20 protein-coding genes are annotated in these 23,311 nt (G+C 61.2%); 11 read left to right on the top strand and 9 right to left on the bottom strand.

Annotation, left to right across the window (positions count from 1 at the left end):
* Positions 1–214 precede the first annotated feature (214 nt).
* Complete coding sequence (locus AB7849_RS17535; RefSeq protein ID WP_037101889.1) at positions 215–1,108, bottom strand: LysR family transcriptional regulator; 894 nt, start codon at positions 1,106–1,108, stop codon at positions 215–217.
* 127 nt (positions 1,109–1,235) lie between these two features.
* Between AB7849_RS17535 and AB7849_RS17540 the strand changes: the two genes are divergently transcribed.
* Complete coding sequence (locus AB7849_RS17540; protein ID WP_008215271.1) at positions 1,236–2,231, top strand: zinc-binding dehydrogenase; 996 nt, start codon at positions 1,236–1,238, stop codon at positions 2,229–2,231.
* Positions 2,232–2,263: 32 nt separating this feature from the next.
* Here AB7849_RS17540 and AB7849_RS17545 read toward each other — a convergent pair whose 3' ends face one another.
* Positions 2,264–2,935: a response regulator transcription factor gene (locus AB7849_RS17545; protein ID WP_008215274.1), complete on the bottom strand. Its 672-nt coding sequence runs from the start codon at positions 2,933–2,935 to the stop codon at positions 2,264–2,266.
* A 101-nt stretch (positions 2,936–3,036) separates the two neighbouring features.
* Positions 3,037–4,977, bottom strand: coding sequence for an acetate--CoA ligase (gene acs / locus AB7849_RS17550; protein WP_008215277.1), 1,941 nt, complete (start codon positions 4,975–4,977; stop codon positions 3,037–3,039).
* Between the two features lie 224 nt (positions 4,978–5,201).
* On the opposite strand from acs, the gene AB7849_RS17555 reads away from it, so the two are divergent.
* The 7 genes from AB7849_RS17555 (at position 5,202) to AB7849_RS17585 (ending at position 13,820) form a co-directional block, all read left to right on the top strand.
* Positions 5,202–6,617: a carbohydrate porin gene (locus AB7849_RS17555; RefSeq protein WP_008215279.1), complete on the top strand. Its 1,416-nt coding sequence runs from the start codon at positions 5,202–5,204 to the stop codon at positions 6,615–6,617.
* A gap of 153 nt (positions 6,618–6,770) precedes the next feature.
* Positions 6,771–7,349 carry an acetate uptake transporter gene (locus AB7849_RS17560; RefSeq protein WP_008215281.1) on the top strand — a complete coding sequence of 193 codons (579 nt, stop codon included), beginning with the start codon at positions 6,771–6,773 and terminating at the stop codon, positions 7,347–7,349.
* A 167-nt stretch (positions 7,350–7,516) separates the two neighbouring features.
* Positions 7,517–7,774, top strand: coding sequence for a hypothetical protein (locus tag AB7849_RS17565; RefSeq protein ID WP_008215283.1), 258 nt, complete (start codon positions 7,517–7,519; stop codon positions 7,772–7,774).
* 292 nt (positions 7,775–8,066) lie between these two features.
* A complete protein-coding gene (locus AB7849_RS17570; RefSeq protein WP_369501457.1) occupies positions 8,067–9,482 on the top strand; it encodes a tyrosine-type recombinase/integrase in 1,416 nt (471 codons plus the stop codon).
* Positions 9,483–9,816: 334 nt separating this feature from the next.
* Positions 9,817–11,337 carry a hypothetical protein gene (locus AB7849_RS17575; protein WP_157618199.1) on the top strand — a complete coding sequence of 507 codons (1,521 nt, stop codon included), beginning with the start codon at positions 9,817–9,819 and terminating at the stop codon, positions 11,335–11,337.
* Positions 11,338–11,419: 82 nt separating this feature from the next.
* Positions 11,420–13,405, top strand: coding sequence for a hypothetical protein (locus tag AB7849_RS17580; protein ID WP_369501459.1), 1,986 nt, complete (start codon positions 11,420–11,422; stop codon positions 13,403–13,405).
* Positions 13,406–13,412: 7 nt separating this feature from the next.
* Positions 13,413–13,820, top strand: coding sequence for a hypothetical protein (locus AB7849_RS17585; RefSeq protein WP_008215289.1), 408 nt, complete (start codon positions 13,413–13,415; stop codon positions 13,818–13,820).
* A gap of 51 nt (positions 13,821–13,871) precedes the next feature.
* On the opposite strand, the gene AB7849_RS17590 is transcribed toward AB7849_RS17585, so the two are convergent.
* The gene (locus tag AB7849_RS17590; protein ID WP_369501460.1) at positions 13,872–17,087 is read right to left on the bottom strand and encodes a type I restriction endonuclease subunit R; all 3,216 of its coding nucleotides are present in this window, start codon (positions 17,085–17,087) and stop codon (positions 13,872–13,874) included.
* A gap of 221 nt (positions 17,088–17,308) precedes the next feature.
* Here AB7849_RS17590 and AB7849_RS17595 point away from each other — a divergent pair, with 221 nt between their 5' ends.
* Together AB7849_RS17595 and AB7849_RS17600 are read left to right on the top strand one after the other, a co-directional pair.
* Entirely contained in the window at positions 17,309–18,424 is a 1,116-nt protein-coding gene (locus tag AB7849_RS17595; protein WP_369501461.1) for a helix-turn-helix domain-containing protein, read from the top strand.
* Positions 18,425–18,438: 14 nt separating this feature from the next.
* The gene (locus tag AB7849_RS17600; protein WP_008215293.1) at positions 18,439–18,942 is read left to right on the top strand and encodes a hypothetical protein; all 504 of its coding nucleotides are present in this window, start codon (positions 18,439–18,441) and stop codon (positions 18,940–18,942) included.
* 100 nt (positions 18,943–19,042) lie between these two features.
* Here the strand turns inward: AB7849_RS17600 and AB7849_RS17605 are convergent, their stop codons facing one another.
* A complete protein-coding gene (locus AB7849_RS17605; RefSeq protein ID WP_369501462.1) occupies positions 19,043–19,459 on the bottom strand; it encodes a helix-turn-helix domain-containing protein in 417 nt (138 codons plus the stop codon).
* A gap of 134 nt (positions 19,460–19,593) precedes the next feature.
* Here AB7849_RS17605 and AB7849_RS17610 point away from each other — a divergent pair, with 134 nt between their 5' ends.
* Complete coding sequence (locus tag AB7849_RS17610; protein ID WP_369501463.1) at positions 19,594–20,439, top strand: 8-oxoguanine DNA glycosylase; 846 nt, start codon at positions 19,594–19,596, stop codon at positions 20,437–20,439.
* On the opposite strand, the gene AB7849_RS17615 is transcribed toward AB7849_RS17610, so the two are convergent.
* The 4 genes from AB7849_RS17615 to AB7849_RS17630 form a co-directional block, all read right to left on the bottom strand.
* Positions 20,380–20,931 carry a nitroreductase family protein gene (locus tag AB7849_RS17615; RefSeq protein WP_157618202.1) on the bottom strand — a complete coding sequence of 184 codons (552 nt, stop codon included), beginning with the start codon at positions 20,929–20,931 and terminating at the stop codon, positions 20,380–20,382. The genes AB7849_RS17610 and AB7849_RS17615 overlap by 60 nt on opposite strands.
* A 100-nt stretch (positions 20,932–21,031) precedes the next feature.
* Complete coding sequence (locus tag AB7849_RS17620; protein WP_008215299.1) at positions 21,032–21,637, bottom strand: 7-cyano-7-deazaguanine synthase; 606 nt, start codon at positions 21,635–21,637, stop codon at positions 21,032–21,034.
* Positions 21,634–22,845, bottom strand: coding sequence for a PfkB family carbohydrate kinase (locus AB7849_RS17625; protein WP_008215301.1), 1,212 nt, complete (start codon positions 22,843–22,845; stop codon positions 21,634–21,636). The genes AB7849_RS17620 and AB7849_RS17625 overlap by 4 nt, the downstream gene beginning before the upstream one ends.
* Positions 22,846–22,873: 28 nt before the next feature.
* Entirely contained in the window at positions 22,874–23,200 is a 327-nt protein-coding gene (locus AB7849_RS17630) for a hypothetical protein (RefSeq protein ID WP_008215303.1), read from the bottom strand.
* Positions 23,201–23,311: the final 111 nt, after the last annotated feature.

Consider the following 23,311-nt stretch of genomic DNA (forward strand, 5'->3'; position numbering starts at 1 on the left):
AATCCACGCCGATGGTTATAGTGCTCATGGAGACTTCCTCTTCGTAGTGACGGTTGTGTCGCAACACCATCATGGCCATCGAGGCCGAAAGGGAGGGGAAGTCTCTTTTTACTCGTTCAAGGCGGACGCGACAGTTCCTACGCTTTAGTGGATACCGTGCCGCACTGATGGGGAACGAAGCGATGCCGGGAAAGTTTTGGACTCATATCGCGATTCAGCGTTCCGCGCGTTCGAATGCCGAGACAAGATAGTCGATGAATACCCGCAGCCTCATCGGTATCCGTCGTCCTGATGGATAAACAAGGTGGATGGGAACGCGCTCCGGTTGTAACTCGGGAAGCAGCACCTGGACTTCGCCGGAGCGGATTTCGTCTGCCACCAGCCAGTAGGGTGCCTGGGCGATGCCGAGGCCGCAAAGAACTGCCGCACGAATCTGTTCGGCGTCGCCGGTTATCAGTGAGCCGCGCGGAACGTAGGAAACCTTTTCCCGCTTGACCTTGAGCGACCAAGGGTAACGCTCGCGGTCTTTTGCAAAGGCAATGCATGCGTGCCTGTCCAGATCCGCAAGCCGGGTCGGCAGTCCTTTCGCGGCAAGGTAGCCCGGGCTCGCCACCAGTACGAAATCCGTCTCGGACAACTTCCTTGCGGTGAGCGTGGAATCCACCAGCCGACCGTGGCGGATAGCCAGGTCGATGCCGTCTCCCACCAGGTCGACGTGCCGCTCCGATACCGACAGTTCGATCGCGACATCGGGATAGCGTCGAAAGAATCCGGGGAGTAACGGCGTGATGCATAGCCGGCCATGGGCCGGCGCGGTATTGATCCTGAGCATGCCTCGCGGCGACTGCTGACGCTCGCCCACGGAAGATTCGAGCGCGTCGAAGCCATCCACGAGCTGCTTGGCCGTCGCGTAGAACGTTTGCCCCGCTTCGGTGATGGTGATTTGGCGCGAGGTGCGCAAGACGAGCTGGGCGCCGAGGTACCGCTCCAGCGCCAGGATTTGCTTGCTTACGGCCGGTTGTCCGATGCCTTCTTCGCGTCCCACGGCGGAAAAGCTGCCGCATTCGACGAGGCGCACGAACAGGCGAATCGCATTCAGGCGATCCATGGCCACCACCTCATTCATTCCGAATTGGCATGGATGGTATGCCCACGAGCGGTGTTCCGGCAATGGATGGCATTGCTTATGGTGCGGGCTGTGCCATCACCGATATCCAGAACGAAGGAACCCACTGATGAAAGCGATTTGCGTGACACCAGAGCGGGAGTTGGAGGTTTGCGCCATCCCGACCCCGAGCGAGCCGGCAGCAGGCCATGTCCTCGTCGACATGGATGCCTCGGCGATCAACCATGGCGACAAGGCGTTCCTGAAAATGCCGGGGACGGCCGGCAACGCGCTCGCCGCCAGCCAGCACGACGTATGGGGTGCATCGGGATCGGGACGGGTGTTGGCCGTGGGGGCAGGCGTCCCCGCGGACTATGCCGGCAAGCAGGTGGCCATCTATCGTTCACTCGGCAGAAGCCCGGAGACGATCGGGTTGTGGTGCGAAAGGGTGCAGGTGCCCTGGACGAGTTGCCTGATCCTGCCGGATCACGTGCGCGCCGCGGACTACAGCGGGTCATTGGTCAACGTCATGACGGCATACGCCTTTCTCGAAGAAATCGCCGAGGCGGGACACCAGGGGGTCATAGTCACGGCCGGAAATTCGGCCACGGGCCACGCCATGGTTTCACTCGCGCGCCGCAGGAAGCTGCCCGCGATTTTCCTGGTGCGCAGCGAGGCGGCGCGGGAGACGCTCCGTGGCTTGGGTGCGGAGCATGTCATCGTGACCCACGAAGGCTTCACCGATACGCTCGCCGCGTTGTCCGCCGAACTGGGTGCGACGGCGGTCTTCGATGGCGTCGGCGGCGATTTGCCGGGGCGGCTGGCTCCCAGTTTACCGATGAATTCAACGATTTATCTGTACGGTTTCCTGGGTGGTGCCACGCCGTTTGCCATCCCGTCCGTGGTTTTCATGATGAAGAACCTGACGGTACGCCGGTTCAGCAATTTCGAGAGCAGGACCGTGAAGGAGCCGGAAAAACTCGCTTCGGCGCTGAGAGCGTTGGAGGGGGTGATTGATGATCCGGTGTTCACTACCCGGATCGGGAAGACGTTTCGCTACGACCAGATCGAAATGGCCATGGCCTACGAGGCGCTGGCGGGTGCCAAAGCCGTGCTGGTTGCATAGTTGTTCCGATTCCCGGCACGTCAAACAGAGAATTACTCCTCGTCCGCCGGCAACGCTGGCACGGCGCCTTGGTCGACGGCGAGCTGGCTGGCGAGCAGGGCGACCTGGGTGCGGTTGTTCACGCCGAGCTTGCGCATGATTGCGGTCATGTGCGCTTTCACGGTGGCTTCGGAAACGCCGAGGTCCCAGGCGATCTGCTTGTTGAGCAGGCCTTCGGCGATCATGGTGAGCACGCGGAATTGCTGCGGCGTCAGTGCGGCGATGCGCGCGGCGGCGTCGGCTTCGTCCGGTTGCAGCGGGGCGTGGCCGCCGAACAGTTGCGGCGGCTGCCAGGTGTCGCCGTCGAGCACGCGGCGGATGGCTTCGGCGATGGCGCTGCCGTCGGTGGATTTGGGAATGTAGGCGGCCGCGCCGTGGGCCAGCGCGCGGCGGGCCACGGTGGCTTCCTCGTGGCCGGATACCACGATGATCGGCAGCCCCGGGTACTGGCCGCGGATGTGTGCCAGCGCGGAATAGCCACGGGCACCGGGCATGTGCAGATCCAGCAACAGCAGGTCGGCGTCGGGATACTGTTCGATCAGCCCCATCAGGTTGTGCACGTCGTCGGCGCAGTGCACCCGCGCTTGCGGCAGCGCGCCGAGCACGGCGCGTTGCAGGGCATCGCGGAACAGCGGGTGATCGTCGGCAATCAGTACGTCGGACATGGTTTTCGCCAAAAATGCAGGAGCGCACCCTGTGCGCGATGCCTGTGCACAATGATGCAGAAAAGAGCATCGCGCACAGGGTGCGCTCCTACACGGTTACCTTATTTGATGAGTCGCTCGTCCACCAGGTTCTTCACCACGCTGGGGTCGGCCAGGGTGGTGATGTCGCCGAGCTGGTCGGGCTGGTTTTCGCCGATCTTGCGCAGGATGCGGCGCATGATCTTGCCCGAGCGCGTCTTCGGCAGGCCGGGTGCCCACTGGATGTAATCCGGCGTGGCGATCGGGCCGATTTCCTTGCGTACCCAGGCGATCAGTTCCTTGCGCAGCTCCTCGCTGCCGGTTTCGCCGGCGACCAGGGTGACATAGGCGTAGATGCCCTGGCCCTTGATCTCGTGCGGGCAGCCGACCACGGCGGCTTCGGCCACCTTCGGATGCGCCACCAGCGCGCTTTCCACTTCGGCGGTGCCGAGGCGATGGCCGGAGACGTTGATCACGTCGTCGACGCGGCCGGTGATCCAGTAGTAGCCGTCTTCGTCGCGACGCGCGCCGTCGCCCGAGAAGTAGTTGCCGGGGTAGGCGCTGAAGTAGGTATCGATGAAACGCTGGTGGTCACCGTAGATGGTGCGCACCTGGCCGGGCCAGGAATCGGTGATCAAGAGATTGCCCTCGCAGGCGCCCTGCTGCACTTCGCCGTTGGTATCGACGATGGCCGGCTTGATGCCGAAGAACGGCAGCGTGGCCGAGCCGGGTTTGGTAGCGATGGCGCCGGGCAGCGGCGAGATCATGATGCCGCCGGTTTCGGTCTGCCACCAGGTGTCGACGATCGGGCAACGGCCTTCGCCGACCACGCGGTGGTACCACTCCCACGCTTCCGGGTTGATCGGTTCGCCGACCGAGCCGAGCAGGCGCAGGCTGGCGCGCGAGGTCTTCTTCACCGGTTCCTCGCCTTCGCGCATCAGTGCGCGGATCGCGGTGGGCGCGGTGTAGAACAGGGTGACCTTGTGCTTGTCGACCACCTGCCAGAAGCGGCTGAAGTCGGGGTAGTTCGGCACGCCTTCGAACATCACCGTGGTGGCGCCGTTGGCCAACGGTCCGTAGACCACGTAGCTGTGGCCGGTGACCCAGCCGACGTCGGCGGTGCACCAGTAGACGTCGTCCTCGCGCAGGTCGAACACCTGCTCATGGGTGTAGCTGGTGAACACCAGGTAGCCGCCGGTGCTGTGCTGCACGCCCTTGGGCTTGCCGGTGGAACCGGAGGTGTACAGCACGAACAGCGGGTGTTCGGCCTCGACCGGGGTAGGCGGGCAATCCGCGCTCTGGCCTTCCATCAAGGTGTGGTACCAGCGGTCGCGTGGCGACTGCATCTCGATGGTGCCGCCGGTATGGCGCACCACCACCACGGTTTCCACGCTGTTGGTGCCGGGGCGCTTCAACGCTTCGTCCACGTTGACCTTGAGCGCGATGCGCTTGCCGGCGCGCAGGCCTTCGTCGGCGGTGATCACCACCTTGGCCTGCGAATCGACGATGCGCCCGGCCAGCGAATCCGGCGAGAAGCCGCCGAACACCACCGAGTGGATCGCGCCCAGTCGGGCGCAGGCCAGCATGGCCACCGCGGCCTCGGGAATCATCGGCATGTAGATGGCGATGCGGTCACCCTTGACCACGCCCAGGTGCTTCAGCGTGTTGGCGAACTTGCACACTTCCTCGTGCAGTTCGCGATAGGTGATGTTGCGCGAGTTCTTCGGGTCGTCGCCCTCGAACACGATGGCCACCTTGTCGCCGCGCTTTTCCAGCTGGCGGTCGAGGCAGTTGGCCGACACGTTCAGTTCGCCGTCTTCGTACCAGCGGATGTGCAGGTCATTGCGGTCGAACGAGACGTTCTTGATCTTCGTCGGCGGCTTGATCCAGTCCAGTCGCTGGCTCACGCGGGCCCAGAACCCTTCCGGGTCTTTCACGGACTCGGCGTACAGCCGTTCGTAGTCGTCCTTGCGGGTCAGCGCCTTGGCGGCGAACTCGGGGGGAACCGGATGGATCGTGGACATGCTTGCCTCCTGCTGGCGGAATGATGGGCAGAGCGCAGCGGCAGCGCGAGGCGTCGCGCACGGCGCGGAGATACATGGTCGTCGATCGAGTGTAGCGGTTGGCCGATGGGGTGGGCACTGGTGGCTGTTCGACTTTGGTCGAGTCTCGACCAATGGCCAATAGGCGCGTGCAAGCCGGCGCGCCCATGCTCGGACCGCATTTGACCCGGGGAGACAACCAGCTCATGAATTCGCCCAGCCCACGCCGTCGCGTTCGCGCGCTCGCCTTCGGCATCGCCTGTGCCCTGAGCCTGCCGCTTGCCGCACAGGCGCAGACATCCGGCAGCACCAGCGGCAACGTCAGCGCGCGCGAACAACAACTCGAACAGCGCGTCGACCAGCTGGAACAGGAGCTGGCCCAGCTCAAGGGCATGATCCAGGCACAGAAGACGGCGCAACCGGCGCCCGCCGCCGCGCCGGCCGCCCAGGCACAGAACGTGGCGGCAGCGCCCGCTTCGGCCAAGCCGGTGTTCACCAGTGCGCCGGGTGTTTCGGTGGCGCTGCACGGGTTTATCAACGCCAGCGCCTTCAGCCAGAACAAGAGCTTCACCTACGGCAACGGCCAGAACGCCTTGTTCCCGGTGCCGGGTTCGCAAGGCTCGCTCAGCGGCGTGGACGTACGCAACACGCGCTTCTGGCTCGACTTCAGCGGCGCCAAGTTTGCCGGTGACTGGGTCGGCGGTGGCCGCATCGAGATGGACTTCTTCGGTGGCTTCAACGGTACCGGGGCCTACAGCCGGCAGCAGATCACCCCTCGTCTGCGCCAGGCCTACATGGACCTGACCAACCCGCTCACCGGCACCACCATCCGCATCGGCCAGCAGTGGGACCTGATGTTCCCGCTGAACTCGCCGACCTCGCTGGCGCATATCGCGTTCCCGCTGGGCTTTGCCAGCGGCTACGGCGGCTGGCGCTTCCCCGGCATCGTGTGGATGCAGGATCTCAACCACGGCTCCAGCGGGCCGGCCTGGCGCCTGGACCTGGGCGCGTTTGACGGTTCGTGGAGCGGCCCGGGCAACAACGTCAATTACCTGTCCGCCGGCAACGCCGGCTTCCGCCCGCAGGTGGAAGCGCGGCTGAGCGTGAAGGACAAGAACTGGCTGGTCTATGGCGCCGGGCATTACAGCCGAATCGACCTGAGAGGCGTGGGTGGTGATGCGCCGACACCGATCAAGTCCGACCTGAAGAGCACCGGCTACGAGATTGGCGGCAGCTGGAAGCCCGGTCCGTGGGACTTCAAGGGCGTGGCCTATACCGGCCGTGCGCTGGGCGAGATCTTCGGCGCCATGTCGCAGTTCGGCGATATCCAGGAAAGCGGCGGCTTCGTGCAGGGTGGTTACCACTTCACGCCGAACTGGAGCCTGTACGCGTTCTACGCCTACGCCAGCCCGGACAACAACGACGTGATCCGCTGGCTTGGCCATGGTTCCACCGGCCTGTTGAAGAACCGCCAGGCCGCGTTGAGCCTGCAATACGCCGCCGGTGCCTACGAACTGGGCGTGGAGCTGCTGCACGACAAGCTCGACTCCACCAGCAACGGCATCGATCGCAAGACCACCACCGGCAACCAGGTCAGCCTGAACGCGCTGTACCACTTCTGAGCCTGACGGCGGCGCTTCGGCGCCGCTGTCGCATTCCACTTGAAGCAGCGGGCCTGCCCGCGATGACACGAGCCAAGCGCGGCGCGTGGATGGCTCGCCGCGCGCGCTGGAGACGGCTTCCATACCGCCATCCGACCACCTGGGGACACCACGATGAGCGATGCAACCTCGCAAGTGAAGTTTTCCAATCCGGCGCCCCTGGGGCTGGCCGGGTTCGCACTGACCACCTGGCTGCTCAGCATGATCAATGCCGGCTGGTTCAGCGGTGAATCGATGGGCCTGGTGCTGGCCGTGGCGCTGGCCTACGGCGGCACCGCGCAGGCCATTGCCGGCATCATGGAACTGCCGCGCGGCAACACCTTCGGCGCTACCGCCTTCCTCAGTTACGGCGCCTTCTGGTGGTCGTTCGCGCTGTTCGTGCTGTTCCTGCACGGCAAGGTGCCGGAGGCTTTCGTCGGCTGGTACCTGTTCCTGTGGGGCGTGTTCACCTTCTACATGTGGCTGGCCTCGCTTCGTGCGGCGCGTGCGCTGCAGCTGATCTTCCTGGCGTTGTGGATCACCTTCTTCCTGCTCGCGGCGGGTGAATGGACGGGCATCGCCGGGGTGCACCAGGCCGGTGGTTACATGGGTCTGCTAACGGCGGTGCTGGCGTTCTATCTGTCGGCGGCGGAAGTCATCAACGAGTCGCACCAGCGTACGGTGTTGCCGGTAGGGGCACCGCGCTCGGCGTGACCGCTTCCCGGCCTCCCCCTGCGACCGAAGGAAGTCCCTTGGGGCAAGCAAGGGGAGGCGCAACACGGACGCCCTCCCCTGTTCCGCAGGGGAGGGTTGGGGTGGGGTAAAACACGTTGCTTCAAGGTGTCGCCCATCCTGAGACAAGCCCGTTGCACACTGGCGGAATGAACGGGTTTCCCCACGCACACAAGGGTCGCGGCGCGGCTTCCAATCCGGAGGGGCGCTTCGAGTCGATTCGGCATCATGCCGAGGATGACGGCTGGCAGAGCCTGCTGCTCGACGAGGACGCGCCGCGGCCACGTACCGAAGTGACCGACGAGCGCGCGAAGAGCGTCATCACCCGCAACGACTCGCCCGACATCGCCTTCGACCAGGCGCTGAATCCGTATCGCGGTTGCGAGCACGGTATGACGTACTGGTAGGTGTTCAGCGCAATTTCTCCACGAAGCCGCTTAAAAACAGCGCTTTGGAAGGGCCAAAGAGTGAACACCATCGTCGCTGATTCGCCGATCCGGTGAACACTCCAAAAATTGCGCCTTATTGATGTCGGTAGGTTGGGTGCTTGCCACCGGGTCGGACGATTCGCGTTCACACGAAGGAATTTCCCCCAACCCCGCCCTGGAGAAACTCGCCCAAAAAACGGGTAGTTTCGTTGCTGTACCGGCTGCACTCGTCGGTATTGTTCGCTCTGTCAACTCACGGCGGAGCAAAGTCATGGACGAGTCTTGTGCGACCTCAAGAGCAGGGGCGGAATCACCCAGACAGGTGCCGGCCTTCGCGGAATTAAACGTGTACGTCCGCAGCACGTACCTAGAAGCCGACGATCAAGGCGAGCTCCGCGCACGGAATGTCAAGCCGATCCCGGATGGCTTGCACATCCTGGTCTCGGGAACGACGGGTCAGGTCGTGGAGCCCGTTCTTCTCTTCTTGGCGGACAAGTTGATTCGACGGTTGCTCCTGAGTAGGCCGAACAGGCTGAAAAAAAGCCCCCATACGCGGAAGGCACTCGCATACGACCTGAAAGATTTTTACGATTTTTTAGACGGTAACGGCCTTACCCTCGACGCGGTCGACGACAGGACGTTGAACACTTACGTGTCCAACATGGAATCCAGACCGTCTCCGGTCACTGGTCGGCCCTACAGGGACAACACAATTATCCGGCGGCTATCCACGGTGAAAATGTTTTGCTCGTGGGCACAAGACAGGGGGCTACTTCGCCACCGCTTTTTGGTCGAGGAAGTGAAAAGCAAGCGGCCCGTGGACAGCAGATTCCTGGCACATCTCGCGTCACCCCGAAAGACGGAAAAGTTTGCCGCTGAAGTCGATATACCCTCAGCTCCGGATCCTTCGGAAAACGTCACCGTGCTGTCGCGCGAAGAAGCCCGGGACATCCTCGACGCGCTAGGTCCATCGGTGCCGATGGAGTGCTTCGGCGAGACCGAAGAATTGACTGACGGACAGTCGGTTCGTGATCGGGTCATGGCGCAATGCGGGCTTTATGTTGGGTTGCGCCGCGAAGAAGTCTGCGATCTCGAGCTGACCATGCTCAATGCAATCAGGATCGCAGATGACGCCCATCCACAAAGCAACCAACAAATGTCGGTGCACGGCAAAGGCGACAAATGGCGCACGGTGAACGTGCCGACATGGTTGATCCTGTCGATGCGATATTACGTTGCTACCGAGCGAGCAGCGGTCGCCGCAAAAGTCCGCGCGCAAGAAGCCAACTACGTTCCGCCGAATCGGGTTTTCTTGAATCGTTCGAGCGCACGCACAGGACGTGGCGCGCAGGTGGCACCAAAAACACTAGGCCGCATATTCCGCGAAGCTCAGCTGCGGCGAAATGCAGCATGTGGATCTGGGTTGCTGACCGAGCCAGGTGCCAGGTTCCATGGATTTCACGTGCTCCGGCATTCGTACGCGGTGTACACATACATTTCTCGCAAGCGCGGCGGCGATACCGACCCGATCAAATACATTCAGGCCCAGCTGGGGCATGCGCACTACTCCACCACCACCGATACCTATTTGAGGTTTGCGGTGTTGGCAGAGTCGAGGCTGTGTGACGTCTATTCAGACGCCAATAGGATGGCGGCCGAAATGTTTGGAGCCGACGTCGATGGCTAAGAGTGGCGCGGCCAAGTCACGGCATGCCCAGCAGGGCGCTACGGGTACGCGCCTATCTGGCGACGCGGATCCGACGCCTGTCAGTGATGCCATCATCTACGATGATACGAAGGCGTCGCTCCTCGTGCGACTCGTCGATCGGCGCACGAGCATCAGCGTCACAGTCGACTGCAGTACATGGTTGGTTGCCCCGGATCTTGCGCTTGAGCTTGCGAAGTCGTCAGTTGCGGCCTGCGCAGGGCAACGCCTTCGAACCAGAGAAGCTCAACTAATCAACCTATCTTATGGCCTCTTTGAGTACCTGCGTACGTGCGAGCGTCACAGGAATCTGGCCATGGCGGATGTCACCACAACCTTCCTGAGGGAAGTTGTCGGAGAATGGATAGGCCGCATACGAGAGGACGGGTCCCACCACTTCGACTACGAGACCCGCAATCACTATCTTGGCGCCATCAGAAAAGTGATTCGATACATAAAGGCACACTATCGGTCGTCATTACCTGACGACTGCGAAGTTCCGAGCAATCCTTGGCCCGGAGGCTCAAATGGCGGGAAGGCGGCGAAGACCAGGGATCCAATCGACGATTCCGCCTTTTACCTATACTGCCGGGACAAAGCCGTTGCGCAGATGGCTGGGATCGAAGCGATCTGGAAATCGGCAGACGAAGCACTGCGCATCAATCCCCGCATCGCGGAAAATCCACTACCTCGCCGTGCGCGAACTGTAGGCATGGCCTACCTACGTGTTTCCCGCCTAACCGGCGGCTATATACCGGAGCAGAAGGTTATTAAAAAGGTCTCGGGCGAGTTGTTCGATTTGACCGAAGAGTTCGGCTACACGGCGATCGCGCGTGCGCTGGCACCTCTGGCCGGGGATCTGACTAAATTCGTCTTCCTCCTCGCCTTCGCAACTGTCCTGAACATGCAGCCGCTGTTGGATATCGAGCTAGACAATCTTGAGATCAAGTCGATCTTGGCGACCAACAGGTTGCTCATCAAAGGCCCGAAGTATCGCGCTGGAAAAACCCAGCATTTGAACTACGCCGAGTCCACCGAATCTGACAGTCCTTTCCGTGTCGTCGCGTTCCTAAAACGATGGACTGAGCGGCTGCGCACCATCTGCCCAGAGGAGCTCAAGGATCACCTATGGTTGTACGTGCCGCGAAACAAAAAGGGAACAGTGCGCATCGAGACTCTCCACGAGATGGGACGCGGCAAGTCGGTAAATTTTCACTCACACATCATCGGATTTTGTAGAGCGGGGAGGTTTGAGTGGAGAGGTTTGCGCTCAGTCCGAACCGCCGGCGCGGAAATCGCTGACCAACTGTTCGATGGGGACATTCGTCAAATCAGTGCGCTGCTTCAGCACAGCGGAATTTCGGTGACGGAGAAACACTACCGGTCCAGAGCTGCACAGCAACGCCAGACAGAACAACTTGTGGCGGGAATAAGCCAGCGCGAGCGCTGGGTGCTAAGCGACGGAAAAATTGATCCACGAAATGCACCAGCGAGCGATGAGTTGGGAGCTGCAACGCCGGGATTCCGCTGCAATGATCCTCTTTCCAGCCCCATGCGCGGCGAGCGCGAAGGAAGGATGTGTGGCGCGTATGGACAGTGTCCAGCGTGCCCGCTCGGGTCGATCGACGTTTCCAGCCCGTACGCACTCGCGCGTCTCCTGCAACTCAAAGCCCTGCACCAGCGCGCGCGCGAACAGCTCGGCGAACAGGCCTGGCAGATGCGATGGGGAGAAAGCTACACGCATCTAGTCACATTCTGGCTCCCACTGTTTACGAATGAAGCTGTGCTAGCTGAGGCGGAACGGCTGCTCATTCCGCCATTGCCGCCATTGGATTAATAGTATGCAAAAGCCTGCACGCTGTGCGCCCAAACCGAACCACGTTTATGCACTCGCGATGCTGCGAGTGAGCGAGAAATGCATGTTTGCCGACAACATATGGGTCTTACTCCACTGCGTCGCCGGGCAGCGACCTCGCCATGGAACGATCAACTGGAATATTTCGCTTCCGGACGGATCGTCCCTGACCGACGAGAAAAACAGCAGCTTGCTTACGGAGTTCAAGGCACTGGTCTGGACGATGATCCACGACCCTCGCGAAGGGAAGGCGATTACGGGTGGAACGCTGAACAGTTTGGAACTGGCGATCGCGAGTGTTTGCTCCTGGATGATCTTGGAGGAAGTGCCCTCCATTGCCGACGTCGACTCTGCTATGAGCTGGGTATACGCGCAGTATTTCCTCGACCACCACGAACAAGTAGATCCAAAGAAGCAAAAGACGAGGCCGCGTACCGTATCCAACGCAAGCGCATCCGTGCGTCTGACCGTCCTGGTGTACATGTATCGTCAGCGCCAAGCCCTTCGGTTGCTAGGCATTGAGCCGGCACAAGAGGCACCATATGACGGTCGCTCGGTTGACGACGTCGTCCGTAACGAGCTTGATCTTCATCGTAAAGGAAAGCTCGACCCGATCCCGGACGACATAGCCATTCCTATCCTGGGCTCCGCAATCAGATTCCTTGGTGCGCCGGCCGATGACGTAATGGCACTTCAAGACCTATGTATGCGCGCCTTCGAAGAGGCACCGGGCGAGTCGGAGGGGACATGGTGTCGACGCGAAAAGTACCGTGCTGCAATCGACGAGCTCACAAAGTTTCAGTTCGCACGAATTGATGAAGAGGTCGAGCCGTGGCGCGGCCCACTCCAACCTACGCCACGACCACTTCGCGACGGGCGGATGGGGATGCTGGAAGGGAATCAGCTCCTGCGTCGCCTGATCATTACCATTCAGTCGGCGGCGATTGTGTGTATTCAGGGTTCCACGGGCATGCGCGCGCATGAGATGTGTGGGTTGGATGCTGGATCCGACGAGAGCCAACCATTGCCGGGCTGCATCGAATCGGAGATCTCTTCCGATGGGTTGATGGAGATCTTCTATTGCCGCAGTGTCGAAGCGAAACAGAGCAAAGTCCGCACCCGCTGGGTGATCGGCGCGCGAAGCGTTGGGAGTAACTACCTCCCCCCTCCGGTTCGCGCATTCCAGGTCTTGTGGCAGCTCTACATGCGGTGGCGGAGGCTCGGGGGGACGACCAAACTCCTGGTGACATTTCGCGCCGCGAAGGGCCTTCCGCGGAAATCGACATCAGTTGGCCGCATGACGGTTGTGGCCCTGACCGAGCTGCAGAAGGACTTCTTGCGGGAACACTGTGATCTTTCCGGCGCGTCGGAGGCGAGTCGAGTCGAATTCCTTGAGCAGCATCGTCTGCGCGGTCACCGTTGGCGCACCACGTTTGCGCTCTTCCTGTTTCGCGTGAATTCGGGATTGCTACCTGCGATATCACGCCACTTCCAGCACCTGAGCATGGTGATGACCGAACGCGGATACATCGGGAACGATGTCGATCTGATTGACACGCTCGATAGCACGCGAGTGATGGAGAGCGCACGATTCATGTTGGAATTCGCGGAAGGCCGCAGCGCGGCGGCCGGAAGTGTCGCGAAGCACGTGGAGCGATTCCGCGAGGAGCTGCGCGAGCAAAAGGTTGAGGCCACCCAGGCAGCTGCGGAAGCTTTCATCATCGAGAACGACTTGCGCATCTTCTTTTTGCCGTATGGCCACTGCTTCCTGCACCTGAAGCCCGAGGCGTCGAGATGCCACGATCTCGGAGGCAGCAGTCACTGGTCTCGGCGCGGCCCGAACGTGGCATTTCGATCACCGTCGGTCTGCTTGGGCTGCCAGCTCTTCATCGCCAACGGACGACACCTTCCGGTTTGGCAGGAGCGAGAGTCGACGTATGCGAAGGCACTGAAGGGTTCCCAGAGGGATCCTGCTTTGCGGGTCATCAAAGCGCGCCATGCGCAGGCGACGAACATGGTTGCCATTCTGGGTAAGAAGGCGGCGAAGTGAGGGATTGATGATCAAGAGCGACAAGGCTGTTGAAGCGGAATTGGAAGCGGCGCTACAGCGTGTGCTCTCGGGTACGCCGCAGACACCACGGCTTGCGCAGCTCGCCGAGAAGGGGAAGCTTGGCGTGTCCTATGCCGTCGTCGCGGAGGAGGCGAGGCGTAGTCGAACCCTGATCGGATATGACGGATGTCGATACCAAGCGTTTCGGGACAAGGTTAAGGCCATTTTGGAAAAAGGGCCTCGAGCAACGGATCTCGCGCGCGGGCTCGAGGCCGCAAGGAAACGCATTCGAGACCTCGAGGCGCAAATCGTCATCAAAGACAGCATCCAAGCCAGCTTGTTGCTTGAGCTCGACGCACGTACCCCTGCGCCGACAAGCACGGTAGGTAACGTGACTCGCATATCACGGCGGTGACTGGGCGGCTATTAGTCAGAGGGTCGAATAGGATCGCAGACAGACCCACTCTCAGTCTGGCTGCCCCGCACTCGCCCAAGCGCCGGTCAAGGTCTCAGCCTGCCGCAGTACGATTTCCACCGCCTCGTCCTGTTTGTCGGGCGGATACTTGTAGCGCCGCAGCAAGGTCTTCACCATCACCCGTAGCTTGGCACGCACAGAATCACGTACCGCCCAATCCACCGTGACGGAATTGCGCAGCTTCTGGGTCAGCTCTACAGCGATCTTGCGCAGCGTCTCGTCACCAAGCTCGCGCACCGCGGATTCGTTATTCGCCAGCGCATCGTAGAAGGCGACTTCATCGCGATTGAGTCCCAGCGCGTCCCCATGTTCAGCAGCCTGCTGGAATTTCTTGGCCATCGCGATCAGCTCTTCGATCACCTGCGCCGTTTCGATCGCACGGTTGCGGTAGCGGGTCAACGACGCCTGCAGCAGCTCCGAGAATTTCGCGCTCTGCACGACGTTGGTCTTGAAGCGTGATTTGATCTCGCCCTTCAGCAGCCGCTCCAGCAGCTCCACCGCGAGGTTGCGCTCCTTCATGTGGCGCACGTCCTGCAGGAACTCCTCCGACAGCACGCCGATGTCCGGACGCTTCAGGCCGGCGGCGGCAAATATGTCGATGACCTGATCGGACACCACGGCACGCGAGATGATCTGCCGCAGTGCATGCTCCTTCTGCTCGTCGCTGAGCTTGGTGTCGGTGGTCGCGTGCTTGGTGATCGCCGACTTGATCGCCTGCAGGAACGCCAGTTCGTCGCGATAGGCCAGCGCCGCATCCAGCGTGCAACACAGCGCGAACGCCTTGGTGGCGGCCAGCACCTGGTCGGCAAAACGCTGCTTGCCGTCGTCCAGTCCCAGCACGTGGTTTGCTGCGCCGGGCAGGAGTGCCCAGGCCTGCGTGCGGAACGCCGCATAGTCGTAGCCGTGCAGCATGCCGCGCAGCAGTTCCATCCGCTCCACCAGCACATCCAACGCCTCTTCGGCATTGATCGTGGGGCGGCCTCTGCCCTTGGCCTGGGTGTAGTCCGCCAGTGCCTGCTTCAACTCGTTGGCAATGCCGATGTAGTCGACCACCAGGCCGCCGGGCTTGTCCTTGAACACCCGGTTCACCCGCGCGATCGCCTGCATCAGGTTGTGCCCGCGCATCGGCTTGTCGATGTACATGGTGTGCAGGCACGGTGCATCGAAACCGGTCAGCCACATGTCGCGCACGATCACCAGCTTGAACGGATCGCCGGCATCCTTGTAGCGCCGCTCCAGCCGCTTGCGCGTTTCCTTCGGATACACATGCGGCTTGAGCATCGGCTTGTCGGCGGCTGAGCCGGTCATCACGATCTTGATCACGCCCTTTTCGGGATCGGCATCGTGCCACTCGGGCCGCAACGCCACGATGGCGTCGTACAGATGCACGCAGATCTCGCGGCTCATCGCCACGATCATGGCCTTGCCATCCATCGCGGCAAGGCGGTTCTCGAAATGCTCGACGATGTCGCTGGCCACCTTCTGGATGCGCGGCGCGGCACCCACTACCTTCTCCAGCGCCGCCCAGCGGCGGATGCGCGCTGCATGCGAGGGATCGTCGACCGCGCCTTCGTTCAACTCGTCGACTTCCTCGTCGAGCGCGTCGATGTCGCCATCGCTCAGTTCGAGCTTCGCCAGCCGCGATTCGTAATAGATCGGTACCGTGGCACCATCCTTCACCGCCTGCTCGATGTCGTAGACGTGCACGTAGTCGCCGAACACGGCGCGGGTGTCGCGATCGGTCAGCGACACCGGCGTGCCGGTGAACGCGACAAAGGTGGCGTTCGGCAGCGCATCACGCAGGTGCTGGGCGTAGCCGTAACGCACGCTGCTCGCGTAACTGGCGGAGGCCTCGTGCGACGTCAGCGCCGCCGTCGCCACCGAGCCTGCCGCGTCCGCCGCCATCTTCGCGGGCTTGGCCTTGCCGGGATCCCCGGTCAGCTTCGCCTCGAAGCCGTACTGCGTGCGATGCGCCTCGTCGCAGATGACCACGATGTTCTGCCGCTGGGACAGCACCGGAAACACATCCTCGTCCTCGCCCGGCGTGAATTTCTGGATCGTGGTGAAGATGATGCCGCCGGACGGACGGTTGCCCAGCAGTTCGCGCAGGCGTGGCCGCGTATCGGCTTGCACCGGCGTTTCGCGCAGCAGGTCGGCGACGCCAGCGAACACGCCAAACAACTGGTTGTCCAGATCGTTGCGGTCGGTCACCACCACGATGGTCGGGTTGCCCATCGCCGGGTGCTGCATCAAGGTGCCGGCTAGGCAAGTCATCTCGATGCTTTTGCCCGCACCTTGCGTATGCCACACCACGCCGCCCTTGCGCGATCCGCCCGGCTTCGATGCCGCCAGCACACTTTCCACCACCGCGCGTACCGCGTGGAACTGGTGGTATCCGGCCACCTTCTTGACCAGCGCACCGTCGTCCTCGAACAAGATGAAATTGCGCAGGTATTCCAACAGCAAGGCGCGGTCGAATGCCCCATGCACCAGCGTTTCCAGCTCGCGCATCTCGCCCAGCGGATCGGTCTGCACGCCGTCGATCGTGCGCCACGCCATATAGCGTTCGCGCTCGGCGGTGAGAGAGCCCATCCGCGCGCGGATGCCGTCGGAGATCACCACCAGCGCGTTGTAAATGAACAGGTCGGGGATGTCCTCCCGGTACGCCTGCACCTGGTTGAACGCCGACCAGATATCCGCGTTCTCGTCGCCCGGATTCTTCAACTCCAGCAGCACGATCGGCAGGCCATTGAGGAACAACAGCAGATCCGGTCGCCGCGTGCGTTTCGGCCCCTGGATGGAAAACTGGTTGACCGCCACCCAGTCGTTGCCGCGCACATCGTCGAAATCGACCAGTCGCACGAGGTCACCGCGGGTCTCGTTGCCTTGCTGGAACTGCACCGGCACGCCTTCGGTCAGCCAGCGGTGCAGCTGGCGGTTCGCCTGCAACGGGCCCGGGATGTTCGGATTCAGCACCATCCGCAGCGCCTCGTCCTGCGCCGTGGCGGGAATCCGCGGATTCAACCGGCGAATCGCATCGCGCAGCCGAGGTTCAAGTACCACCTGCCGGTAACTGTTCCGCTCGCTACCTGGCGTGTGCGCATCCGGCGGCGAAATATCCGGCCCGTGCGCCACCGCCCAGCCCAGGTCGGCCAGCCACTTCAGCGCAGCCTGTTCCAGGTGGTCCTCCAGCAGGATCGGTGTCATCGCTTCCCCTGTGGCCCGGGCGGGCCGAAGCATGTCCGTGATGATGCGCGGCTCAGGTGAGCTGAAGCATGCAGCAAGTGTGATCTTGGACTTTAGCCAAATGGGACGCCTGTAAGGGGTAAATATGAACATCGACTCGATGTGGGCACCGCCTTCAACCTGCAAGAATTCTTGCATTTGACACTTTTGCAAGATAGAATTCCGCAACTGGAGGTGCCGCTATGGACCAAGCAACGATCCGCCGCCGCCTGCAAGCATTGCGCGAGCGCCGAGAGGTCAATCAGACCGACCTGGCCCAAGCCCTGGGCTTCAATGACCGCCAAACCTTGTCCGACATCGAGTTGGGCAAGCGTCAGGTTGCGCCTGTCGATCTGGTGCGCGCCGCCGAGTTTTTCGGTGTCGACACCGGTTATTTCACCGATCCCTTCGAACTCGCCGGCGAAGCCAACTTCTCCTGGCGACAGGCCGCCAAGGCGGATGATCTTGAATCCTTCGAACGACGTGCCGGCGGCTGGATCGCCACCTATCGCCACTTGAGCCGTCTCAAGGGTGAGTCGGTGAATTCCCTGCTCCCCCAGATCGGCTTGAACCCGAAGAGCTCGTTCGAAGAGGCTGCCGACGAGGGCGACGCCGTTTCACGCTCGCTCGGTCTGGGCGATGTGCCAGCGGCGAACCTGGCATCAGTGCTCGAACAGAAACTCGATACGCTGATCCTGCATGTCGATACAGTAGTCGGCGTGTCTGGTGCGGCGTGCCAGCTAGGGCCACTCAACACCATTCTCATCAACCGCCATGAACCCGCCGGACGCCGTGCGTTCGACATGGGTCACGAGCTTTTCCACCTCATCACCTGGCGCGAGATGGCACCGGCGCACGTCGAGGAGGAGAGCAAGCTCTCGAAGAACCAGAAGCGCGTAGAACAGCTCGCGGACAATTTCTCCGGTGGCCTGTTGATGCCGCGTCATGTTGTGGTCGGCCTGATCGACAAGGCCGCTTTGCCGTCGAATGATCCTGAGGCTCAGGCTCGGTGGATCCGTGAAGCCGCCACCCAACTTGGTGTCAGTGGCCCGGCGATGAAATGGCGCCTGGTCGCGTTGGGACTGTTGAAGAATGCCGCCGCGCAGAGCATCGGCGATGGCCTGCTGCGCATGGATGCTGCCGCAAATCCCGCCGCCTTGCCGCCCCGCTTCAGTCACCGCTTCGTGGCAACGCTGGGCTGGAGTATCGAACAGGGCCATTTGTCGGTACGCCGCGCTGCGGATGTGATTGGCACCAGCGTGGATGATTTGGCCGTCCTGTTTACCGAGCACGGCCTGAAAACGCCGTTCGATCTGTAACCGGTCAGCACGGAATGGATTTCCAACCGCGACAGATTGTGCTGGTAGATACCAACGTCATTCTCGAAGCGCATCAGACCGGCTGCTGGATACCGCTGGCCAACTACTTTGCCTTGCACACGGTGGCCAAGGTCGTCGAGGAAACCCAGACCGGCTACCAGAACCGCGATCCCGAGCACTGGATTGACGAGGCCGTGCTGCGCGGGCAACTGAGCCACGTCGAATCGATCACCGAAATACAACGGGTGACATTCAACATGGCGCATGGTCATCCCACCCTCGATGCCGGCGAACGCGATCTGCTGATCTACGCGGGAACTCTTGCTGCGCCGGCCTGGCTGCTCAACAGCCCGGACATGGCCGCCGTGCGTTTTGCCCACGATCTCGGCTGGATCGATCGGCTGGTTTCGCTTGGTGCGATGAGTGCGCACTTGAAGGCACGGCTGAGCCGCGATTTGCGCGACAACTACACGGAGCGCTGGTTGTCGCGCAAGCGGACAGAGCTGGTGCTCGGTTGAGCAGCGCCGCCGCTCACACTAAGCGGCGAACGCAAAAAAAGCGAAGTCCAAGAACTAAGAGCATGTTACGACCTTTGATGCGCTGCGACTTTTCGTGACACTACCTCTTCCGCTTGCGTTGTGTTGAATTTCCTAGCAGCGGCATCAGGCTTTTGAGAATTCCTGCCACGCACGCCGTTGCTTGTGGGCCGCCAGCGATGACTTGCTGTAGCAGCCCAGAGAGTTCAGCCGAGCCTGAAAGGGCTTCTCCCGTCATTTTTAGATCGGCATATAAGCATAACTTTCGCATTGCATCGGTTGGTCGCTTGCGCCGCCCGTTGAGGACGCGACTAATCTGCGGTTGCGGCACGCCAGTAGCGTCTTCTACGTCCTTCTGAGTGTGCCCCTCAACGTCCATGCGTGCCCGTAACGCAGCCGGGAGCTGCGCCATCCAGGAATGAACGGGGGCCTTTCTATTAGGCATATAGGCATACTTTATGGCATACTTCGCTCGTAAGAAAGTTGCGGGCAAGCACATGCACCGGCCTTCAGCCGTAATCACTGGTCGTTAGCGTTCCGGATGGTTGAATGGCGGTTAGGAGTGCTTGCGGCGCAGCGGTCCTTTACCCGTGGTTTGTCTCGCGGGTTCTGATTCTCGGATTGGAGGAGCCCATGCAGCGCGCTTACGTGATGCTGGAATCGATGGCGGTCAGTGTCGATTTGCCGCCACCCGAAACAGAGGTCATGCCGGGTGTTCAATGGGGATACGTCGAAGCATTCCCTTCTCCGGCGTACTGGGCCTACCAAGTCATCGCACGACGCATTGAGGCGCGTTCGATCAACTACCGACTGGGACGGACTTTGCGCGAAGAAGTCGGTGCCTGCCTGTTGGGCGGCCACGGCATCCCGGCTCGCATCGGACTCCGGGCTTTCGAGCATTTGAAGGCCAAGGGCGCGTTTGAAAGGCCCAACCAGGATGAAGCAACCTTGCGCGGCTGGTTGTCGGAGCCGATCGAAGTCGATGGCAAGCACATCCGTTATCGTTTTGCGGCGCAAAAGGCACGTTATCTTGCCGCAGCGTTCGAGCGACTGATGGCCGAACCCTCGCCGCAGAACTCGGGGCGGGAATTGCGGGATTGGCTACTTGGTATACCGGGAATCGGGTTCAAGACTGCCTCTTGGATTGCCCGCAACTGGCTCAATGCCGATGATGTGGCGATCTTGGATATTCACATCTTGCGCGCCGGCGCCCTTGCGAAGTTCCTCGATGCTGGACTGACGGTTGAGCGCCATTACCTCGAGTTGGAACAGCAGTTCCTTGCTTTTAGCAAGGCCTTGGGCGTGCGCTCGTCGGAACTAGATGCGGTGATTTGGTGGGAAATGATGGCGTCCCCGCGCACCGTCGCGACAGTGCTGGAGTCATTGCCCGAGGGCAAGTTCAAACAAAAGCATGCGACATCAAGGTTTCGCCCCAAGGATCGCGACGCCGACTCCCTGCAGCTTGCCCTGATCGGATAGCTGGGCGACCCACGGGTTGCCCGTGATGCCAAGCAGGCAGTAGTTCAATCCCAATGCTGCGGCGACCAGGGCGAGGCTGCCCTGCAGAACCCCCGCATCGCGCCAGATTAGGCTTTCTGGGTTCTCATACTTGGCGGCAGTCTTTCCCGGCTCGGCCACGAACAGGATCAAGTGGCCACCGCCCCGTGGCACCACCTGCTCGCTGCAGTCGACCAATGGCTGCAAAAGGCTGTCGTCCTTCGCCAGAAGGTCCAAGCTGTGATCCTGCGGGTTGTAACGCGCCCAGCTCTCTTCATCTGTGAGCTGGATGACCAAATGGATGGGATGAATAGCGCCCGCCGAGGGTGTTGGACGATGCTCGATCTGGAATCCGAGTGGAGATCGGGCCGCTTCTTTGGTCCGAGCGGTATGCCACAGCAAAGCACCTAGCAGCGCTTCAGGAACAGGCGCAAATGTTCGGTGGCTATGTCGGGTGTCAAGCGTGGTAGCCATGGGAGCTAACGCTTCGCCATCGGAAACGGGAAGTGAGCGACGCCCCTTAACCTCCCACTCGATAGGGCTGTAGAGGTCCGGCGCGGAACGTGGTATCGGGTCAGTCCCCAGTGGCCACATCAGCATCCAGCTCCTGCAGAGTCTCGAAATGCTTATTGCAGCCACGACAGTGGCAGCAAGGAACATCAGCCTTGTGGCAGCTGTGAGCCCACGCGAGCATGGACCGCGGAATGTCCGACTGGCGAATCAGATCCGCCGTTCGCAGGCCAATCGCTGGCGCTTCAACGACGATGCCGCCTTCTTGGTGGGAAAGCAGGCGATTGATGTTTTCGAAGAACTCGGGAGTGCCGTCCTTGTGGATGCCGTCCGATGCGACGGTTCCCAACCAGAGCCGCTGAACACCGGTGGCCACGGCCTTCATTGCCACTAGGGTCACCAACAACTGGTTGCGATACGGCCACCAGTCACTGGCCGGTGCGTTCGGGTCGGGTGCGGTACCCGCCATGTCACCGGAACCCAATGCCTTGGCGTCGAAACGGAGCACCGTGTGCGGGATGTCTAAGGCACTGCAGATCGCGGCTGACGCACTGATCTCGGCAGTGGCGGCGAGCTGGCCGTAGTCGACCGTGAATGCCAACTCGGGGCGCTTCCACCACGCAAGGGCGATGGAATCCATGCCGCCGGAAAGTAGCAGCGCCGTCTTCATAGAGACGCGGCGACCCACACGGTCTTGTAGATCGCGCTGACGAAGTCCCTGCACATGAAGCACCCCGAGCCGATCATCATCTTTCGGTTCTCGGTCGTCTCGTTCTCGGCATAAACGATCACTGGTTTTCCTTCGCGGTGGGCGAAGCCGACCTCGAAGACGGTACCGGCATCGGTGCCGTCCATGATGGCCAGCAACAAGTCGCAATCGTGAATGCCCATAATGTCCTTGGGCACGACATCCGCGGCATCGCCCGGGCCGACATCATGGTAGGGAGAAAAGACCTCCAATCCCATGTCGAGCAAACTACGGCGGGTCTGATCGACCACCCACAACTCACCAAGCGTGAAGAACGGCCCGGCAAGGTAAACCTTGCGTCGCACCCCCTTCTTGTAATTGTCCGAGATGAAAATAGGGTCGGGTTTATAGCCATCAAGTTCGGAGGCAGTAGGAAAACCGAGGTGTTGGCAGTAGAACGCTGTCGCGCGAGATGCCCGATCTGCAGCTGCCACGGGATCTCGCTGCTCTTCCATCCACGCATAGGCGAAGTTCGCGGCGAACTGGTCGCCAGAACCGATCTTCCAAACATTGGTAGTTTCGTAGGCCGGGACTTGAGTGATCTTGCCGCTATGCCATACAAGTGCGCCTTGTGGGCCGCATTTGATGATCACAACTTCGGCATTCTCCTGGTGGGCCAGTTGCTGGGCAGCCTGATCCAATGAGAGGTTATCAGCCGCCCCGAGCAGCGCACGTGCCTCGTATCTGTTCAGCACCAACGCCAGGTGATTGGCGGTAGATCCGTTCTGGTGGAAGGACTCTGGTCCATCGACATTCTGCGGATCGAATACGGCGTAATCCGCATGGATGATGGCCGTGCCTTCCATCATGCCGTAACGAAGGACGTGGTCACCCTTGACCTGCAAGGGAGACAGCTGGCTCGTTGGGCGCCAGAATTTGGGTCGAGCCAGTCCATGCTCATAGTAGAAGCTGATACCCTCAGTCGTTTCGGTATCGTAGACGTCGAATCCTTCCGCAACCTTCCTATCGTCCAAGACCCCTTTCGCTTGGGAGGTCATATAACTGTGCAAAGCAACCTTGCCAGCCAATTTAGCGATCGCGCTTGCCGCACGTCCCGCAGAGCCATAGAACTCGTCCCAATTGGGCCGTAAGCATCGCTCCCGATACACACCACCAACGATCGTCAGCATCTCAACCTCCCCTGTAGTGATGCCGCTGCTAGACCGGCTTAATGCGAACCCGAACTTGGCCATCGGACTTGGAAATTACCGTGGCGACGTACTTGGTTCCCGCATGAATGCATTCTCGCAGCCGATTGGTCTGGGCGTGCGTGATGCCGCCAGCCCTTTCGCCTTGGTAGGTCAGGGCGACTACGCTGGTCGCACCTAGTTGCTCGAGTTCGACCTGTAGGACATCGTTGATCGACAAGTTCTTGATAACGGCTTCCTTCGGAGAGGAAATCGCCGTTTCGATGATGAGACGCTCGCAAGCAATTGGCGCATCGTCGCTCGCTCCGCCTCCGAAACCACCACCTGATCCGGACATCACGCACCTCCGCTGTTGGTTGCTCTGGTTTCCACGCCAAACATTAACTCGACTACGCTTTGTCGGCGCGAAATCGTCGTGCCGATCAAGATTTACCCATTCTGAAAGCCC

It is taken from the genome of Rhodanobacter sp. FW021-MT20, from assembly GCF_041107475.1.
GTDB lineage: Bacteria > Pseudomonadota > Gammaproteobacteria > Xanthomonadales > Rhodanobacteraceae > Rhodanobacter_A > Rhodanobacter_A glycinis.

Coding starts and splice junctions, on each gene's coding strand:
- AB7849_RS17575 (WP_157618199.1), top strand. CDS start 9,817: ATGGCGGATGTCACCACAACCTTCCTGAGGGAAGTTGTCGGAGAATGG.
- AB7849_RS17545 (WP_008215274.1), bottom strand. CDS start 2,935: ATGTCCGACGTACTGATTGCCGACGATCACCCGCTGTTCCGCGATGCC.
- AB7849_RS17605 (WP_369501462.1), bottom strand. CDS start 19,459: ATGTGCTTGCCCGCAACTTTCTTACGAGCGAAGTATGCCATAAAGTAT.
- AB7849_RS17570 (WP_369501457.1), top strand. CDS start 8,067: ATGGACGAGTCTTGTGCGACCTCAAGAGCAGGGGCGGAATCACCCAGA.
- AB7849_RS17630 (WP_008215303.1), bottom strand. CDS start 23,200: ATGTCCGGATCAGGTGGTGGTTTCGGAGGCGGAGCGAGCGACGATGCG.
- AB7849_RS17565 (WP_008215283.1), top strand. CDS start 7,517: ATGAACGGGTTTCCCCACGCACACAAGGGTCGCGGCGCGGCTTCCAAT.
- AB7849_RS17600 (WP_008215293.1), top strand. CDS start 18,439: ATGGATTTCCAACCGCGACAGATTGTGCTGGTAGATACCAACGTCATT.
- AB7849_RS17625 (WP_008215301.1), bottom strand. CDS start 22,845: ATGCTGACGATCGTTGGTGGTGTGTATCGGGAGCGATGCTTACGGCCC.
- AB7849_RS17590 (WP_369501460.1), bottom strand. CDS start 17,087: ATGACACCGATCCTGCTGGAGGACCACCTGGAACAGGCTGCGCTGAAG.
- AB7849_RS17535 (WP_037101889.1), bottom strand. CDS start 1,108: ATGGATCGCCTGAATGCGATTCGCCTGTTCGTGCGCCTCGTCGAATGC.
- AB7849_RS17610 (WP_369501463.1), top strand. CDS start 19,594: ATGCAGCGCGCTTACGTGATGCTGGAATCGATGGCGGTCAGTGTCGAT.
- AB7849_RS17555 (WP_008215279.1), top strand. CDS start 5,202: ATGAATTCGCCCAGCCCACGCCGTCGCGTTCGCGCGCTCGCCTTCGGC.
- AB7849_RS17620 (WP_008215299.1), bottom strand. CDS start 21,637: ATGAAGACGGCGCTGCTACTTTCCGGCGGCATGGATTCCATCGCCCTT.
- AB7849_RS17615 (WP_157618202.1), bottom strand. CDS start 20,931: ATGGCTACCACGCTTGACACCCGACATAGCCACCGAACATTTGCGCCT.
- AB7849_RS17540 (WP_008215271.1), top strand. CDS start 1,236: ATGAAAGCGATTTGCGTGACACCAGAGCGGGAGTTGGAGGTTTGCGCC.
- AB7849_RS17585 (WP_008215289.1), top strand. CDS start 13,413: ATGATCAAGAGCGACAAGGCTGTTGAAGCGGAATTGGAAGCGGCGCTA.
- AB7849_RS17580 (WP_369501459.1), top strand. CDS start 11,420: ATGTTTGCCGACAACATATGGGTCTTACTCCACTGCGTCGCCGGGCAG.
- AB7849_RS17560 (WP_008215281.1), top strand. CDS start 6,771: ATGAGCGATGCAACCTCGCAAGTGAAGTTTTCCAATCCGGCGCCCCTG.
- acs (WP_008215277.1), bottom strand. CDS start 4,977: ATGTCCACGATCCATCCGGTTCCCCCCGAGTTCGCCGCCAAGGCGCTG.
- AB7849_RS17595 (WP_369501461.1), top strand. CDS start 17,309: ATGGACCAAGCAACGATCCGCCGCCGCCTGCAAGCATTGCGCGAGCGC.